13 protein-coding genes are annotated in these 15,159 nt (G+C 70.9%); 9 read left to right on the top strand and 4 right to left on the bottom strand.

The window, feature by feature from the left end; all coding sequences use genetic code 11:
* The first annotated feature begins 43 nt into the window (after positions 1 to 43).
* Together ABI214_RS03235 and ABI214_RS03230 are read left to right on the top strand one after the other, a co-directional pair.
* On the top strand, positions 44 to 2,647 hold the full coding sequence (locus ABI214_RS03235; protein ID WP_348606083.1) for a helix-turn-helix transcriptional regulator: 2,604 nt from the start codon (positions 44 to 46) through the stop codon (positions 2,645 to 2,647).
* A gap of 106 nt (positions 2,648 to 2,753) precedes the next feature.
* A complete protein-coding gene (locus ABI214_RS03230) occupies positions 2,754 to 3,758 on the top strand; it encodes a malate dehydrogenase (RefSeq protein ID WP_348606081.1) in 1,005 nt (334 codons plus the stop codon).
* A gap of 29 nt (positions 3,759 to 3,787) precedes the next feature.
* Here ABI214_RS03230 and ABI214_RS03225 read toward each other — a convergent pair whose 3' ends face one another.
* The 3 genes from ABI214_RS03225 to ABI214_RS03215 form a co-directional block, all read right to left on the bottom strand.
* Entirely contained in the window at positions 3,788 to 5,128 is a 1,341-nt protein-coding gene (locus ABI214_RS03225; protein ID WP_348606079.1) for a hypothetical protein, read from the bottom strand.
* Positions 5,125 to 5,454 carry a type VII secretion target gene (locus ABI214_RS03220; RefSeq protein ID WP_348606076.1) on the bottom strand — a complete coding sequence of 110 codons (330 nt, stop codon included), beginning with the start codon at positions 5,452 to 5,454 and terminating at the stop codon, positions 5,125 to 5,127. The genes ABI214_RS03225 and ABI214_RS03220 overlap by 4 nt, the downstream gene beginning before the upstream one ends.
* A gap of 78 nt (positions 5,455 to 5,532) precedes the next feature.
* The gene (locus tag ABI214_RS03215; RefSeq protein WP_348606074.1) at positions 5,533 to 6,231 is read right to left on the bottom strand and encodes a TetR/AcrR family transcriptional regulator; all 699 of its coding nucleotides are present in this window, start codon (positions 6,229 to 6,231) and stop codon (positions 5,533 to 5,535) included.
* A 241-nt stretch (positions 6,232 to 6,472) separates the two neighbouring features.
* On the opposite strand from ABI214_RS03215, the gene ABI214_RS03210 reads away from it, so the two are divergent.
* The 7 genes from ABI214_RS03210 to ABI214_RS03180 all read left to right on the top strand — a co-directional run bounded on the left by ABI214_RS03210 (position 6,473) and on the right by ABI214_RS03180 (position 14,183).
* Positions 6,473 to 7,996, top strand: coding sequence for an amino acid permease (locus ABI214_RS03210; protein WP_348606072.1), 1,524 nt, complete (start codon positions 6,473 to 6,475; stop codon positions 7,994 to 7,996).
* Between the two features lies 1 nt (position 7,997).
* Positions 7,998 to 8,879 carry an urea amidolyase associated protein UAAP1 gene (locus ABI214_RS03205; RefSeq protein ID WP_348606070.1) on the top strand — a complete coding sequence of 294 codons (882 nt, stop codon included), beginning with the start codon at positions 7,998 to 8,000 and terminating at the stop codon, positions 8,877 to 8,879.
* Positions 8,876 to 9,541 carry an urea amidolyase associated protein UAAP2 gene (locus ABI214_RS03200; RefSeq protein ID WP_348606068.1) on the top strand — a complete coding sequence of 222 codons (666 nt, stop codon included), beginning with the start codon at positions 8,876 to 8,878 and terminating at the stop codon, positions 9,539 to 9,541. Before ABI214_RS03205 ends, ABI214_RS03200 begins: the two co-directional genes overlap by 4 nt.
* Positions 9,538 to 11,520, top strand: a complete 1,983-nt coding sequence (locus ABI214_RS03195) for a 5-oxoprolinase/urea amidolyase family protein (protein ID WP_348606066.1) — start codon at positions 9,538 to 9,540, stop codon at positions 11,518 to 11,520. The genes ABI214_RS03200 and ABI214_RS03195 overlap by 4 nt, the downstream gene beginning before the upstream one ends.
* 154 nt (positions 11,521 to 11,674) lie before the next feature.
* Positions 11,675 to 13,159, top strand: a complete 1,485-nt coding sequence (locus ABI214_RS03190) for an MFS transporter (RefSeq protein ID WP_348606064.1) — start codon at positions 11,675 to 11,677, stop codon at positions 13,157 to 13,159.
* Between the two features lie 14 nt (positions 13,160 to 13,173).
* Positions 13,174 to 13,731, top strand: a complete 558-nt coding sequence (locus tag ABI214_RS03185) for a TetR/AcrR family transcriptional regulator (RefSeq protein WP_348606062.1) — start codon at positions 13,174 to 13,176, stop codon at positions 13,729 to 13,731.
* Positions 13,732 to 13,763: 32 nt separating this feature from the next.
* The gene (locus tag ABI214_RS03180) at positions 13,764 to 14,183 is read left to right on the top strand and encodes a hypothetical protein (RefSeq protein WP_348611226.1); all 420 of its coding nucleotides are present in this window, start codon (positions 13,764 to 13,766) and stop codon (positions 14,181 to 14,183) included.
* Positions 14,184 to 14,203: 20 nt separating this feature from the next.
* Here the strand turns inward: ABI214_RS03180 and ABI214_RS03175 are convergent, their stop codons facing one another.
* The gene (locus ABI214_RS03175) at positions 14,204 to 15,037 is read right to left on the bottom strand and encodes a F510_1955 family glycosylhydrolase (RefSeq protein ID WP_348606060.1); all 834 of its coding nucleotides are present in this window, start codon (positions 15,035 to 15,037) and stop codon (positions 14,204 to 14,206) included.
* Between the last annotated feature and the right edge of the window lie 122 nt (positions 15,038 to 15,159).

Raw genomic sequence — 15,159 nt, 5'->3', positions numbered from 1 at the left:
TGATCGCTTCGCACTGTCGCCGCAGAGGATTATCGTTCGAAGCATGGTCGGTCTCTGGCCCGTTCTGGACCGCAAGACTGTGTTTCGGGGCGCAGAGGAACTGCTCCGTGACGGCAGGTCGTGCGGGGTGGTGCTGGTCGGTACCGCGGGCGTGGGCAAGACGACCATGGCCAGGGAACTGGTGGGTTCGCTCACTGGCGATGCCCGGTGGATCGTCGGCACCGAGTCCACGCAGAACATCCCCCTCGGGGCCTTCGCGCCACACCTCGCGCGCACGACGTCGCGCGACCCGGTCGTCGCGCTGCGCGCCGCCCGTGACGTGCTCGCCGAGGACGGGCTCGCCCCGGACGGCGGGGTGGGCATCGTCGGCGTCGACGACGCCCACCTGCTCGACGAGTTCTCCGCGGGTCTGGTCCATCAGTTGGCGGTCGGTCGCGACGCCCGCCTGGTCGTGACCGTCCGCAGCGGTGCCCCCGTGCCGGCCGCGATCGAGGCGCTCTGGAAGGACGGCCTGCTCACGCCGTTCGTGGTGCCCCCGTTCACCCGCGAGGAGATGGACGACGAGCTCTCCGCCGTCCTGGGGGCCCCGGTCGAGCGGTTCAGCGCCGACGCCATCTGGGAGGAATCGGAGGGCAACCCGCTCTTCCTGCGGCACCTGGTGGAGGGTGCGCTCGACGGAGGCACGCTCCGCAAGTCGGGTGGGGTGTGGCAGTTGCGCGGACAGCCGGCCATCTCCCCGGAACTCGCGTCGCTGCTCGAGTCGCGATTCGCGCGCACCCCGAAGGACGCGCTCGATGTCGTCGACTACCTCGCGTTCTGCGAGCCGCTCGAGCTCGAGGTGCTCAGTGAGCTGGTGAGCCGCCGGTCCATCGAGGAGGCCGAACGGATGGACCTGGTGCGGGTCCGCGACGTGGGGCACTCGCACGTCGTCCGACTTGCGCATCCGCTGTTCGGCGAGGTGATCCGCGACCGGGCCGGGGTGCTCGCGTCGCAGCGGATCAAGCGCCGTCTCGTCGAGGTGCTCCGCGAGTCGCCCGATCCGGGGGTCGTGACGTCGATGCGGATCGCGGAGCTCGCGATGGAGTCGGGCGTCGAGCCCGATCCCCAGCTGCTGGTACGCGGCGCCGAGGACGCGATCGCGATGTGCAGCCTCGAGCAGGGCGCCAGGCTGGCGACCGCGGCGGTGCGGCTCGGCGCCGGATTCGACGCGTCGTTCGCGTTGGGGCGGGCGCTGATGTGGCAGGGGATGGGTGACGAGGCCGAGTCGGTGTTCGCCGAGGTCGATCCCGACGAGTTGTGCGAGTACGACGTCGCGCGGTGGCTGCTGACCCGGGTGGCCAGCCTCTATCTGGAGGCGGGCCGTCCGCGTGAGGCCGTCGAGCTGTTCGAGCGTGAGCGGGGTCGGATCACCGATCCGATGCTGCGGGTGTCGGTCGTCGCGCTGGACGCGGTCCTGCACCTCTACGACCGCCGCCTCGGCGAAGCCATCGCGCTGGCGCGCGAGGTCGAGGCCGCGCCCGAGGCGCATCCGTGGGCCCGGGCCAGTGGTGTGTTCGCCGGGGTAGCCGCGCTCACCGTGTCGGGGCGTGGCTTCGAGGTCGGTGCGCTCGCGTCGTCCGCGTGGGAGGCGATCTCGCACGGAGACGGACTGCTGCGATTCCACATCGGCTACTTCGAGGTGCAGGCGCTCACCCTGGTCGGGCAGCTGGCCGCGGCCCAGGACACCGCGGCCCGGTATCGGGATCTCGCCGCCGGGCAGCCGAACAGTGCCGCCCTGGCCGACGTGGCCTCGGGCGTCGTGGAGCTGACGTCCGGCCAGCTGAACGACGCCGCCACCCACCTCACCGAGGCCCTGGCGGTGCTCGACCGGAAGACGCGGTCGGAGTGGATGCTGCTCGCCGCCGTCAGCCTGTGCCAGGTGCGGGCGGCGCAGGGCCGGCCCGAGGATGCGGCGGCGGCGCTCGTGATCGCCGAGCGGAACTCGGGACCCGAACTCGCCTTCTTCGATCCGCTCGTCGACGTCGCGCGCGCGTGGGTCGCCGGTGCGGCCGGCGAGGTGTCCGCGGCGGTCCACGCGGCGCGGCACGCCGCCGAGCTGGCCGCGCAGTCGGGGCAGTTCGCGGTGGAGACCCTCGCCCTCGACGTGGCCACGACGTTCGGTGACTACTCGACCGTCGAGCGCCTCGGGGCGCTCGAAGCCCTCGTCGACGGACCGTTCGCGAAGGTGGCGACCGCGCGTGCGCGCGCACTGGCGAAAGCGGACGGTCCGGCGCTCGACGCGCTCGCAGCCGAGTTCGAGCGGGTGGGCGCGCTGCTCGCGGCGGCCGATACGTTCGCGCAGGCCGCGACCGCGTACTCGCGGTCGAACGATCGGCGGGGCGAGTTGGCCGCCGCGGCGAAGGCCCACTGGCTGTCGTCGCGCTGCGACGGTGCGACCACGCCGGCACTGGCGAAGGCCGCCCGCCCGCTCCCGCTCACCGACCGCGAGCGGGAGGTGGCGGTGCTGGTGGGGCGGGGACTGTCGAACAAGGACATCGCCCGTCGTCTCGTCCTGTCGGTGCGGACGGTCGAGGGGCATATCTACCGTGCCTGCGAGAAGCTGGCGCTCAGTCACCGGAGCGATCTCGCGAAACTCGTCCAGGTGTGAGCGATCACACGTCGGGCGCCGGTCGTGGTGTGTGACCGACCTCCTTCTCCCGCCGTGCAATTCGTGACTAGCGTGGAAGCCGTCGACTACGACGCGAGGAGGCGGTATGAGTACTGCAGCTGTCGGTAGTGCACCGGTCACGGTCACCGTCACGGGGGCATCGGGTCAGATCGCCTACGGTCTGCTGTTTCGGATCGCGGCGGGCGACATGCTCGGCCCCGACACCCGGGTTCGGCTGCGGCTGTTGGAGATTCCCGCGGCCGTCCGGATCGCCGAGGGCGTCGCGATGGAACTCGAGGACGGCGCGTTCCCCTTGCTCGACGGGATCGAGATCACCGACGACCCGCTCGTCGGATTCGACGCCGCCACGATCGCGCTCCTGGTCGGAGCGCGGCCCCGTACCCAGGGCATGGAGCGTTCGGACCTGCTGAGTGCGAACGGGGCGATCTTCACCGAGCAGGGGCGGGCGATCCAGGCCCGCGCTGCGGACGACGTGAAGGTTCTGGTGGTGGGCAATCCCGCCAACACCAACGCGCTGATCGCGATGAACAACGCGCCGGACGTGCCACGCACCCGCTTCTCCGCACTCACCCGCCTCGACCACAACCGGGCGATCGCCCAGCTCGCGCGCAGGACCGGAGAGGCCGCCGCCGACATCCGGCGCATGACGATCTGGGGCAATCACTCCGCAACCCAGTATCCGGACCTGTCCCACGCGCTGGTCGGGGACAAGCCCGCCGAGGACGCGGTGTCCGACCGGACGTGGATCGAGAACGACTTCATTCCCACCGTGCAGCAGCGCGGGACCGCGATCATCGCGGCCCGCGGGTCGTCGTCCGCGGCCAGCGCTGCCAGCGCCGCCATCGACCACGTGCGCGACTGGGTTCGCGGCACCGCCGACGGGGACTGGGTGTCCATGGCGGTGTGCTCCGACGGCTCGTACGGCGTCCCGGACGGGTTGATCAGTTCGTTCCCCGTAACCTGCGCGGGCGGAGGCTTCCGCATCGTCCAGGGCCTCGACATCGACGAGTTCTCGCGAACACGCATCGATGTGTCGGTGGCGGAACTCGAACAGGAACGCGACGCGGTTCGGGGGCTCGGCCTGATCTGACGCGATCAGGCCGAGTGCCCGAACGGCGATCAGCGCAGGTCGTCGAAGCCGAGATCGTCCGGGTCGACGGCCCCGATCACGGCGGGTGCCACGAGCGGCAGGTCGCCGACCACAGTGTTGCTCGGTGCGACGCCCACGAGGTAGCCCGGAGCCGAGCGGTCGACGGTGTCGTCGTAGCCGGGCCGGGCAGCCTGCGACATCATCCCGGGCGAGGCCATCCCGCTGGACGGGGTGCTCACGGCTCCCGATCCTGCTGTGGGCACGGCCGACTGGCCGCTGCCCGTGGACGCCGGTGCCCCCGTGGACAGCTGGGCCGCCGAGGGCCCACGCGTGGCCGAACCTGACGCCGCGAAGCTGCCACCGATGCCACCGCCGAAACCACCGCCGACCGACGCCGGGATCGCGGTACCGGCCGCACCGGTTGCATGTCCGGCTAGGCCCGTCGCCCCGCGGGGCGCGAAGTCGCCGATCGTGGCGGATGTCGCGGCGGCGGCGTAGGTCTGCGAGGGCAGGTCCGTCGCGACCGAGTCGACCAGCGGCTTGCCGACGGCCTCGAGCAGTGAGGCCGCGACCGCGATCGGGGACGGTCCGGTCCCGGTGGTGAGTCCGGGTGCGGGGATCGGGGCGGGCGGTACCGGGACGGCGGTGCCCAGCGCCGCCATCGCGGCCTGGTGACCGGACAGCTCGGCCCGTGTCTTCGCCACGACGGACAGCGCCCGTTGCAGATGGTCGGCGGCGGCGGCGATGAGCATCGTCTGACCGGGAGGCGTGAGGGCGACGGGGCCCGCGGCGACCGCTGTCGCGACGAACGACTCGGCGACGGCGGTGAGTTCGGCGTTGCCGCGGGAGACCGTGCCTGCCGCCTCACGCGTGACCGCCGCGATCTCGTTGCCGCGCTCGCTGAGTTGCGTCCCGGCGACCTGCGTCTGCTGTCCCTGCGTCTGTGCGGCGACGGCGGCCTGGCCGTCCCAGGCTCCGTCGAGGGCCCGCAGTCCCGAAATGCCCATCGACAGTGCGGTGTCGATGATCGACGAGGACTGCTGCAGCAGCGCCGTCGGGTCGAAGCCGCCGATCGTGCCGGTGCCGAATCCGCCCGCCAGTTCGGACAACGGCTGGAGCAGCTGATCGATCCCGGGCAGTGGAGGAAGCGGCGGCAGCGCCGGCAGGGGCGGCAGTGCCGGCAGCGGGGGCAGTGCGCCCGCTGCGATGTCGGTGAACGGGGTGTCCAGCAGCGGCCCGAGGGGCGACGCCGCGAGCGCCTCCATCGGGGTGCGGGGGACCGGCATGTCCAGGATCGGTCCGGCGGGTGACGCCTGCAGCAGGTCGAGCACCGTCGGCTGGCCCGGCGGAGTCGCGTCGGGTGTCGTCATGCGTTCTCCCCCAGAGTGGTTCCTGCGGAGCCCAGCACCGCGCCGGTGGCCTGGTCCGCGGCGTCGTACGCGGCGGCGATCGCGTGGGCGACCGATCCGGTTCCGGCGAAGACGTTCGCCAGCGCGGCGACCGATCCGGCGTGTGTCGCCTGTGTCGCGGCGTAGGTCGCGAGGAAGTCGGCGCCGATGACGCCGAAAACCGGTGTCAGCGCCGCGACGTTCGCGGCGACGTCCAGCCCCTCCGTCGTGGCGATGTGCGCGGCAGCTCCCGCCGCGACGTTTCCGTACGCGCGAATCTCGTCGGGCGCAGCAGAGAATCCGTCCAAGATGACCCCCCAGTCGTCGAATTCGGATGACCGATTTCGGAAGACACTGTAACCGACGGGTGGTGGGGTGCACGCACGTCACTCGGTGGGCTGTGGACAACTCTCGGCAACGCGGTCGAGCAGCTCCGTGGCGCGGGTGGCGACCGGATCGGTGGGGCCGGTCCAGCCGAGTGCGTGCAGGGCGGCCGCGGCGATGGTGTGTCGGGTGAGGGCGGAGGTCGTCCCGTGCGCGGTGGCGTCCGACCGGGCGCTGATCGTGGCCTCGACGAGCCGGAACGGCAGCTCGGTCGTGCCGGGCCCGCAGTCGGTACCCCCGATGGAGTCCCGCGCGTCCTGGGCGAACGCGCGGTAGTGGGCCATGAGGTGGTCGCGCAGCGCGCGGAACTCGGCGAAGCGTTCGGTCGTCACCTCGGGCAGCAGGTACAGGGCGCCGAGATTCCATCGGGAGTCGGCGAGTTGGCCGGCGTCGAACAGCGCGAGGGCGTAGACGCGGACGATCGGGTCGTCGCAGGCTTCGCGCAGCCGCTCGGCGCACTCGACGGGTGCCGTGACCGTGCCGAGCAGCAGCGCCGCGAGAATGTCGTCCTTGGTCGCGAAGTGGTGATACATCGACGCCTGCCGGATCCCGACGGCGTCGGCGATCATCCGCGTGGACGTGCCGGTGAACCCGCGCGTCGTGAACAGCTCGGCCGCGGCGTCGAGGATCTCCTCGCGTGCGGTCGCGCCCGGGCGCTTGCGCATGGACAGCCGTGGCCGACCGGAACCCGTCGTCGTCATGCACCCATCCTTACAGGAAAGTGGCGCAGCGCCATTCGGCTCCACCTGCGGGTGTGAGCGGCCGGTCACCCGCGTGTAACCGGTGACATGCGTTCGCAACCGGAACGGCCGGTCCGGACCCACGATCGCAACCTGCACGACATCGGGCGTGTCGTTCCGCTCGGAAAACTATCGACTGACAGAAACCAGTGCCCCGGGATTCCCCGGAAGGTGACGATCTCCATCTCCCGCAGGAGGGTTCATGACGGCCACCGTGACGACGGCGTCGAACGACCGGGGCGACCTGGCCGAGTTCGGCTACGAACAGCAGTTGCACCGCTCCCTCGGGAAGTTCGGCTCGTTCGCGGCCGGCTTCTCGTTCGTCTCCATTCTCACCACGATCTTCCAATTGTTCGGTCTGGGTTTCGGTTTCGCGGGTCCGGCGTTCTTCTGGACCTGGCCCGTCGTCTTCCTCGGGCAGTTCATGGTGGCGCTGTGCTTCGCCGAACTGGCGGCCCGCTATCCGATCTCCGGCGCCATCTACCAGTGGTCGCGCCGCCTGGGCGGCGAGATCGTCGGCTGGTTCGCGGGTTGGTTCATGATCATCGCGCAGATCGTCACCGCTGCCGCCGCGGCGATCGCCCTCCAGGTGGTGCTGCCGTCGATCTGGAGCGGATTCCAGGTGATCGGCGACGATCCGGCGCTGACGTCACCGAGCGGCGCTGCCAACGCCGTCCTGCTCGGCTCGATCCTGTTGGTGGCGACCACCACCATCAACTGCATCGGCGTCAACTGGATGTCGCGGATCAACAGCATCGGCGTCACCTGCGAGATCGTGGGTGTGGTCGCGGTGATCGGCATGTTCCTCACCCATGCGCAGCGTGGTCCCGAGGTGGTGTTCGACACTGGGGTCGCCGGTTCGCAGCCCGGCTACATCTGGGCCTGGATCGTGTCGGGTCTGATGGCCGCGTACGTCATGGTCGGCTTCGGCTCCGCCGGTGAACTCGCCGAGGAGACCCACAACCCGCGCCAGGTGGCGCCACGGACGATCCGGCTCGCGCTGTCGGTCTCGGCGCTCGGCGGCGGTCTGATGATCGTCGGGGCGCTGATGGCGGCCCCCAGCCTCACCGACGGCCGCCTGGCCACCGAGGGTCTGCCGTACGTGCTGACCTCGATCCTCGGTTCGCCGTGGGGGACCGTTCTGCTCGTCGACGTCGCGATCGCGGTGTTCGTCTGCACGCTCGCGATCCAGACCGCGGCGTCGCGACTGATGTTCTCGATGGCCCGCGACGGCCGACTGCCCGCGAGCGAGATGCTCTCCCGGGTCAACCGCCGCACGGGGACTCCCATCGCGCCGAGCGTGCTGATCGGCCTGCTCTGCATCGGTGTCCTCGCGGTCAACGTCGGAAACTCGGCGATATTCGCGACCCTATCGAGCGTGTGCATCGTGCTGATCTACCTGGCGTACCTCATGGTGACGGTGCCTCTGTTGGTGCGGCGCCTGTCCGCACGGCCGTCGGGCGGACCCGGTGTCGACGCTGACGGGCGAAAGCTGTTCTCGCTCGGCGTGTTCGCGATCCCGGTCAACGTCGCCGCCGTCGCATACGGGGCTCTCATGGTCGTGAACCTGTCCTGGCCGCGTGCCGAGATCTTCAATCCCACAGGCGAATACCCGATTCTCCAGTGGGCCGCCCCGCTCACTGTCCTCGCCGTGGTCCTCGCCGGTGCCGCCTGCTACTCGTCCCGCGCCGAGCGCATCCCGAACCCCGTCACGATTGGAGCCTGATGTGACCACCAGCAAGCTGGCCGACCCGTCGACCGACACCTCCACGACCGGGACCGCCCGAGCGCATGCCCGGGCGCAGGCAGGAACAGGAACCGACGCGATGCCGGTGGTACCCGCCGCAACCTGGCCGACCCCGCCTGCGGGCGTCGTCGCCGACCGGCTCGTCTGGGCAGAAACGGTTCCCGGCGGCCGCTACACCTCGAAGGTGCTGGACCGTGGCACCCGACTGCGGCTGCGCGACCTGGACGGCAACGCGTGCGCGAACCTGCTTCTGCACCGCGCCGACGCGCCGTGGGAGCGCCTCAACGTCGCCGACACCGTCAAGGTCCCCTGGCAGGCCTATCTGGGCATCGGGCACCCGCTGCTCTCCGACGCCGGCCGCGTCCTGGCCACCGTCGTCGCCGACACCTCGGGTCACCACGACGCGCTGTGCGGGACCACGAGTGTGGCCGCGAACCTGGAGAAGTACGGGGCCGGGGCACCGCACTCGGCGTCGCCCGCAGGCCGTGCGCTGTTCACCGTTGCCGGCGCGAAGCACGACCTGCAGCCGCGGGACCTGCCGCCGTCGCCGTCGTTCTTCCACGGCGTACGGGTCGCGCCGGACGGGGCTCTGACCAGCACCGGAACCGCCGGAGCGGGCGTGTACGTGGACCTGCTGCTGCACCTGCCGGTGATCGTGCTGATCGCCAACACCGCCCACCCACTCGACCCGGCCCCGGACTTCGCGACGACCTCGCTCGAGGTGCTCGCGTGGTCCGCGCCCGACGAACTCGACACTCTCCCCGCCGGCGATCCCGAGTACCGCCGGGCCGTCCTCAACACCGAGGACGCCTGGGCCGCGTTGCACGGCGCCGCACTGCTCGAAGGAAAGGATGCGCGATGACCACCCTGCCTCCCGCCGCCCACGACCCGGCCCTCGTCTCGGGCGAGGTCGTCCTCGACGAGACCGTGGCCCCGCGCGGCCCCTGGTCTGCGGTCGTCGCCGCCGGCGACGTCCTGACCATCGTGGATCTGTGCGGCAACCAGGCCGTCGACACGCTGATCTACGCCGCCGGCGACCACTCCCGGCGCTACTCCACGGCCGCGACGGTCGTGGGGCAGCGCAACCTGTTCCTGACCACCGGCAGCGTGCTGCGCTGCGACGACGGTGACCCGCTCATGACGATCGTCGCCGACGAGGTCGGCAACCACGACACCGTCGGCGGCGCCTGCTCGCAGGAATCGAACACGCTGCGGTACGGGCACCACACCAGGCACCAGCACGCGTGCGTGGAGAACTTCCTGGCCGAGGGCGCGCGCTGGGGTCTCGGCAAGCGTGATCTGGTCTCGAACATCAACTTCTTCATGAACGTCCCCGTCGACCCGGACGGCGCGCTCGGCATCGTCGACGGGCTGTCCGCACCGGGCAAGCGGCTGGCGCTGCGCGCCGAAGTCGATGCACTGGTGCTGGTGTCGAACTGCCCGCAGATCAACAACCCGTGCAACGGCTTCGACCCCACCGCCGTCCGCATGATCGTCACCCGGCCGAGGGAGGTGCGACCGTGACCGCCAAGTGCACCGTCCTGCGCCCGGGCATGGCCACCACCGTCCAGGACTACCCGGGCCGGACCGGGTACTGGCAGATCGGGGTGCCGCCGTCGGGGCCGATGGACGACCTGTCGTTCCGCCTCGGCAACGTCGCCCTCGGAAACCCGGAGGGCGCGGCGGGATTCGAGGCCCTCATGGCCGGACCGGCGCTGCGCTTCGACGGGCCCACCGCCGTGTGCGTCACCGGGGCACCCACCCGGGTCACCGTCGACGGCGCCGTCGTCCCGCAGTGGCGCCCGGTCCGCGTCCCCGCCGGGGGAGCGCTCGACGTCGGCGCGGTGTCGGGCCCGGGGCTGCGGATCTACGTGCTCGTCGCGGGCGGACTCGACGTCCCCGAGTTCCTCGGCAGCGCTTCGACGTTCACGCTCGGTCGATTCGGCGGCCTCGACGGGCGCGCCCTCCGTGAGGGTGACGTGCTGGCGCTCGGTGACGCACCGGCGGTGGCGGGACCGGTCCCGTCCGACGCGGTTCCGGCGCTGTCGGACCGCTGGGAGATCGCGGTGACCGAGGGTCCGCACGGCGCCCCGGAGTTCTTCACCCGCACCGACATCGACACGCTGAACCGCACCGACTACGAGGTGCACTTCAACTCCGACCGCACCGGCGTGCGGCTCACCGGCCCCAGACCGGACTGGGCCCGTCCCGACGGCGGCGAGGCGGGGCTGCATCCGTCGAACATCCACGACAACGCGTACTCGGTCGGCGCGCTGGACTTCACGGGCGACACCCCGATCCTGCTGGGACCCGACGGGCCCAGCCTCGGTGGGTTCGTGTGTCCGGTGACGGTCGTCGCCTCCGACCGGTGGAAGCTCGGTCAGCTCGCGCCCGGCAACACGGTGCGGTTCGTGCCGGTGCGGTCCGCGCGGGCGGCGTCGAAGCGTGAGCTCGGGACGGGACGGCGCGCGTCGCTCCCGGCGGTGCTCTCGACCGGCGGAGACGGCGACGACGGCGTCATCGCCCGCCGGGACGGGGACACCGCGGTCACCTATCGCCGCTCGGGTGACGACAACGTCCTCGTCGAGTACGGCGACATGACCCTCGACCTGGCGCTGCGGGCCCGCGTGCACGCACTGCACCGGCGGCTCGCCGCGGAGCGGCCCGACGGTCTGCTCGACCTGACGCCCGGCGTCCGGTCGTTGCAGGTGCGGGTCGACCCCGACGTCCTGCCGGTGCCGACGCTGCTCGGGCTCCTCGCCGAGGCCGAGGACGGAATACCCGCCGCGAACGAACTGGTGGTGCCCAGCCGGACGGTGCGGATGCCGCTGTCGTGGGACGACCCGGCCACCCGCGAGGCCATCGCGCGGTACATGCACGGTGTCCGCGCCGACGCGCCGTGGTGCCCGTGGAACATCGAGTTCATCCGCCGGATGAACGGCCTGGACTCGGTGAACGACGTCTTCGACACGGTCTTCGGTGCCGACTACATGGTCCTCGGGTTGGGCGATGTCTACCTGGGTGCGCCGGTGGCCACCCCGCTCGACCCGCGGCACCGCCTGGTGACCACCAAGTACAACCCGGCCCGCACCTGGACGCCGGAGAACGCGGTGGGCATCGGCGGCGCGTACCTGTGCATCTACGGCATGGAGGGGCCGGGCGGCTACCAGTTCGTCGGCCGCACGACGCAGGTGTGGAACCACCGCCATCCGCAGTCGTCGGGGCCGTTCGAGGACGGGACGCCGTGGCTGTTGCGCTGCTTCGATCGGATTTCCTGGTACCCGGTGGAGCCGGACGAACTGCTCGAGCTGCGGGCCGATCTCGCGGCCGGCCGCGGGCCCGGCGGGATCGAGATCGCCGACGGCAGCTTCTCGTTGGCGGACCACGAGGAGTTCCTCGCGGACAACGAGGCGTCGATCGGGGCGTTCCGGGCAACGCAGGCACTCGCGTTCGCCGACGAGCGCCGCCGGTGGGCCGACGCGGGCGAGTTCACGCGCCGCTGACGACTCGATCACATCTCCCTGGGAGTGGGACGGCGATTTGCCCGCGCGCGGTGAATGGGTGTTCACTCCACGGTGAACGCCCATTCACCGTGGTTGTTCCGGAGGCCGTCCGTCGACGGCCGGCCGCCGCGCCCGCACGTTCGGAGATGATCCATTGGCAGCACGCCCCAGCACCACCGCTCTTCCTCGGGAGCAGGCCGGTCCGAGTCGGTCCAGTGCCCTGATCACCGCGGTGCTGTGTCTCTGCGGAACACTCGTCTCGCTGCAGCAGACGCTGGTGGTCCCGCTGCTTCCGGACCTGCGCCACATCCTCGACATCAGTGCCGACAACGCGTTCTGGCTGGTCACGATCACGCTGCTCACCGCGGCGGTGGCCACCCCGATCGTCTCGCGCCTCGCGGACATGGTCGGCAAGAAGCGGATGATGCTCGTGTCGATGACGGTGATGGTGAGCGGCTCGCTGCTCGCCGCGATCGGCGGCACCTTCGTGACTGTGCTCATCGGGCGCGGCATGCAGGGGTTCGCGTCGTCGCTCATCGCGGTGGGAATCGGAATCCTGCGTGACGAGCTGCCGCGGGAGAAGGTTCCGGCGGCGACCGCGCTGATGAGCGCGACACTCGGTATGGGCAGCGCCTTGGGGCTGCCGCTCGCCGGCGTCATCTACGCCCACCTCGGGTGGCACGCGATCTTCTGGATCTCGGCGGCGGCCGGCGCCCTGCTGCTCACGGCGGTCGCCCTCGTGGTCCCGGAATCGAAGGTCCGCACACCGGGGCGTTTCGACTTCCTCGGTGCGATCATCCTGTCCGTCGCGCTCACCGCACTGCTGCTGGGCATCTCGAAGGGCGGGTCGTGGGGCTGGGGCAGCGGGCGCACCGTCGGGTGCTTCGTGCTCGCGGCGGTGGTGCTCGCGATCTGGATTCCCTACCAGCTGAGGGTCACCGACCCCATGGTGAATCTGCGCACCTCGGCGCGGCGTCCGGTCCTGCTGACGAACATCGCGTCGATGATCGTCGGATTCGCGATGTTCGCGAACATGCTCGCGACCACGCAGCAGTTGCAGATGCCCAAGAGCACCGGCTACGGATTCGAGCTCAGCGTGCTGACCGCCGGGCTGTGCATGGTGCCCGCGGGGCTGTCGATGGTCGTCTTCTCACCGCTGTCGGCGAAGATCACCACTCGTTTCGGCGCGCGCATCACGCTCATCACCGGCGCGCTCATCCTGGCGGCCGCGTACGTCATCCGGTTCTCGTTCAACGGGTCGATCGCGCTGATCATCCTCGGCGCGATGGTGGTCAACGTCGGTACCGCGATCACCTACTCGGCCATGCCGATCCTGATCATGCAGTCGGTGCCCATCACCGAGACCGCCGCGTCGAACGGGCTCAACTCGCTGCTGCGGTCGATCGGTACCTCGACGTCGAGTGCCGTGGTGACCGCCGTCCTGACCGCGATGACGATAGATATCGCGGGCGTGCACCTGCCGACGCTCGACGCGTTCCGGACGGTGTTCGCGGTCGCGTGCGGCATGGCCCTGCTCGCGGCCGCCGTCGCATGGTTCATTCCGCGGATGTCGCGGTCGGTCCGGGTGTCGACCGTGGTCGAGACCGCGGCCGAGGCCCGGGTCGAGACCGCGTCGTGACTATGGTGGGCGCAGTGAGCGGAAAGTCCACGCGGGACAACATCATCGACGCCGCCCGTCGGCTGTTCGCCGAGCGCGGTTACACGGCGACGACGATCAAGGACGTCGCGGAACTGGCCGGCTACTCGCCGGCGATGGTGATGAAGATGATGGGGAGCAAGGCCGAGTTGTACAAGGCCGCGGCGCCGACGCTGCCGTCGGCGGCCGACGATCCGCACGTCTGCGAGGACGAGGCGCCGGGCTACCGCCTGGTGCGCAACATCGTCGAACGGCGTGACGCCGACGAGTCGGAGCCGTGGGTGATGATGCCCCTGCTGATCCACGAGGCGCCCGACCGGGAGTCCGCGCAGGCCGACGCGCGGGAGCGGTACATCCGCGGGATCGCGGGCAAGATCGGCGACACGTCCGACGACAAGTTGCCCACGCAGATGGTCGTCGCGGTCCTGCTCGGTCTGGCGAGCGGTATCCGTACGGTCGGGCTGCTGCCGGCCGAGGCGATCGACACCGAGAACCTCGTCCGGCGGTACGGCGCCGTGGTCCAATCGATCATCGACGGGATCGCGACACCGTAGCGGCCGTCGTCGGACTATAGGAGGTCGCCGTGATGAATGTCGTTCGCCGACTGGCCGTCTGCGCGGCTGTCGTGGCCGGTTCGGTCCTGGCGCCGGTGGCCGTCGCTTCCGCGGCGGTGACCGTTCCGTTCCAGATCGATCCGGCGCCGTTCGGGAACCCGAACGGCAGCTTCGACGCCCCCGCAGTCCGTTGTACGGCCGTGGTGGGCGAACAGCCCGGCACGGCGACGATCACCGGCGGCAAGGAAGGCCGGTGGGGATGCCTGCTCTCGTCCGAGGTGCGCTGGCTGAACCTGTCGACCGGGGCGTCCGGCGCCGCCCGACTGTCGGACGGGCTCGGCGGAGTCCCGGCCGAGGCTGCCCTGGACACGGGCACCGGGCAGGTCGTCGTGTCCGTCATGTCCGCGGCAGGAACGATCACCCCGGGCTTCGCGGTCTTCTACGTTCCGTAGGGCGTGCGGGCGGGGATCGGTCAGCGCAGCGTGTGCAGTTCCTGGGCGGTGGCTGCGTAGGCGGTCTCGTAGTCGAGCGCGGTCAGCGCCTCGACTGCGCCGACGCGGGTGAACTCCTCCCACGCGCGGCCGTCGCGGCTTCGCCACGCATTGCCGTCTACGTCGATGCCCCACAGCGACCCGTCGCGGCCGGCGGCGATCAGACCCAGGCGTGGCGCGCCGGCAACGGGCGTGAACGTCGCCGCGTCGTCGGTACTGACGAGGAGTCCGTCGGGGCCGGTCGCCCACACCCCGACGTCGTTGACCGCCAACGCCGACGCGGCCAGTTCCGCGCCGGGTGCCCAGGTGGAGCCGTCGTCGGTGGAGACCCGCAGTCCCGACGACGTGTCGAACCCGACGAGGATCTCGCCGTCCGTGGCGAGGGCGTGGAAGTCGACCTCGCCGACGAGCGAGCGCGGCTCCCACGTCACGCCGCCGTCAGAGCTGCGGGCCAGCCCCAGCGGGTCGGGTGCTTCGCTCGACGGGCCGGGATGGCCGGACGAGAACAGCGTGTCGGTGCCCGACACGCCGGTGAGCCCCATCAGGTCGTCGTCGGACGTGCCCACACGGGTGGTGTTCCCGGACCGGGCGAGTGCGAGCAGGCCCGAGTGCGTCCCGGCCAGGACCACTCCGTCGGCGTCGACGTGCAGGCCGTGCAGGTGGTCGAGTTCGGGGGTGAGTGAGATCGTCGCGCGGCGCGGATCGATCGGCGGCGTCGTGACCTCCGCCTCGGACTGCGTCTCGCTCGCGCAGCCGCCGACCACCAGCGCGGCAGCGGCGATGACGGGCATTGCGGCACTACGGAATCGGGGCATCGGGTTCTCTCGTCTTTCGGGGTGGGCGCGCTCGTGCCGGCGCCGAGAAACTACGTATCTACGTAGTAGGTTAGTAGATTCGGTTCGAAGGTGTCCGCGTCGTCCCGGAGTGCCCGGTCACG

Source organism: Prescottella soli (assembly GCF_040024445.1).
GTDB classification, from domain to species: Bacteria; Actinomycetota; Actinomycetes; order Mycobacteriales; family Mycobacteriaceae; genus Prescottella; species Prescottella soli.
The sequence above is the reverse complement of the archived record's forward strand: the minus strand, read 5'-3'. Positions and strand labels throughout refer to the sequence as shown.

What these genes read in the sequence shown, in the direction of transcription:
- ABI214_RS03210 (WP_348606072.1), top strand. Translation starts at nt 6,473, where the DNA reads ATGACGGCCACCGTGACGACGGCGTCGAACGACCGGGGCGACCTGGCC.
- ABI214_RS03180 (WP_348611226.1), top strand. Translation starts at nt 13,764, where the DNA reads ATGAATGTCGTTCGCCGACTGGCCGTCTGCGCGGCTGTCGTGGCCGGT.
- ABI214_RS03175 (WP_348606060.1), bottom strand. Translation starts at nt 15,037, where the DNA reads ATGCCCCGATTCCGTAGTGCCGCAATGCCCGTCATCGCCGCTGCCGCG.
- ABI214_RS03235 (WP_348606083.1), top strand. Translation starts at nt 44, where the DNA reads ATGGTCGGTCTCTGGCCCGTTCTGGACCGCAAGACTGTGTTTCGGGGC.
- ABI214_RS03225 (WP_348606079.1), bottom strand. Translation starts at nt 5,128, where the DNA reads ATGACGACACCCGACGCGACTCCGCCGGGCCAGCCGACGGTGCTCGAC.
- ABI214_RS03200 (WP_348606068.1), top strand. Translation starts at nt 8,876, where the DNA reads ATGACCACCCTGCCTCCCGCCGCCCACGACCCGGCCCTCGTCTCGGGC.
- ABI214_RS03215 (WP_348606074.1), bottom strand. Translation starts at nt 6,231, where the DNA reads ATGACGACGACGGGTTCCGGTCGGCCACGGCTGTCCATGCGCAAGCGC.
- ABI214_RS03230 (WP_348606081.1), top strand. Translation starts at nt 2,754, where the DNA reads ATGAGTACTGCAGCTGTCGGTAGTGCACCGGTCACGGTCACCGTCACG.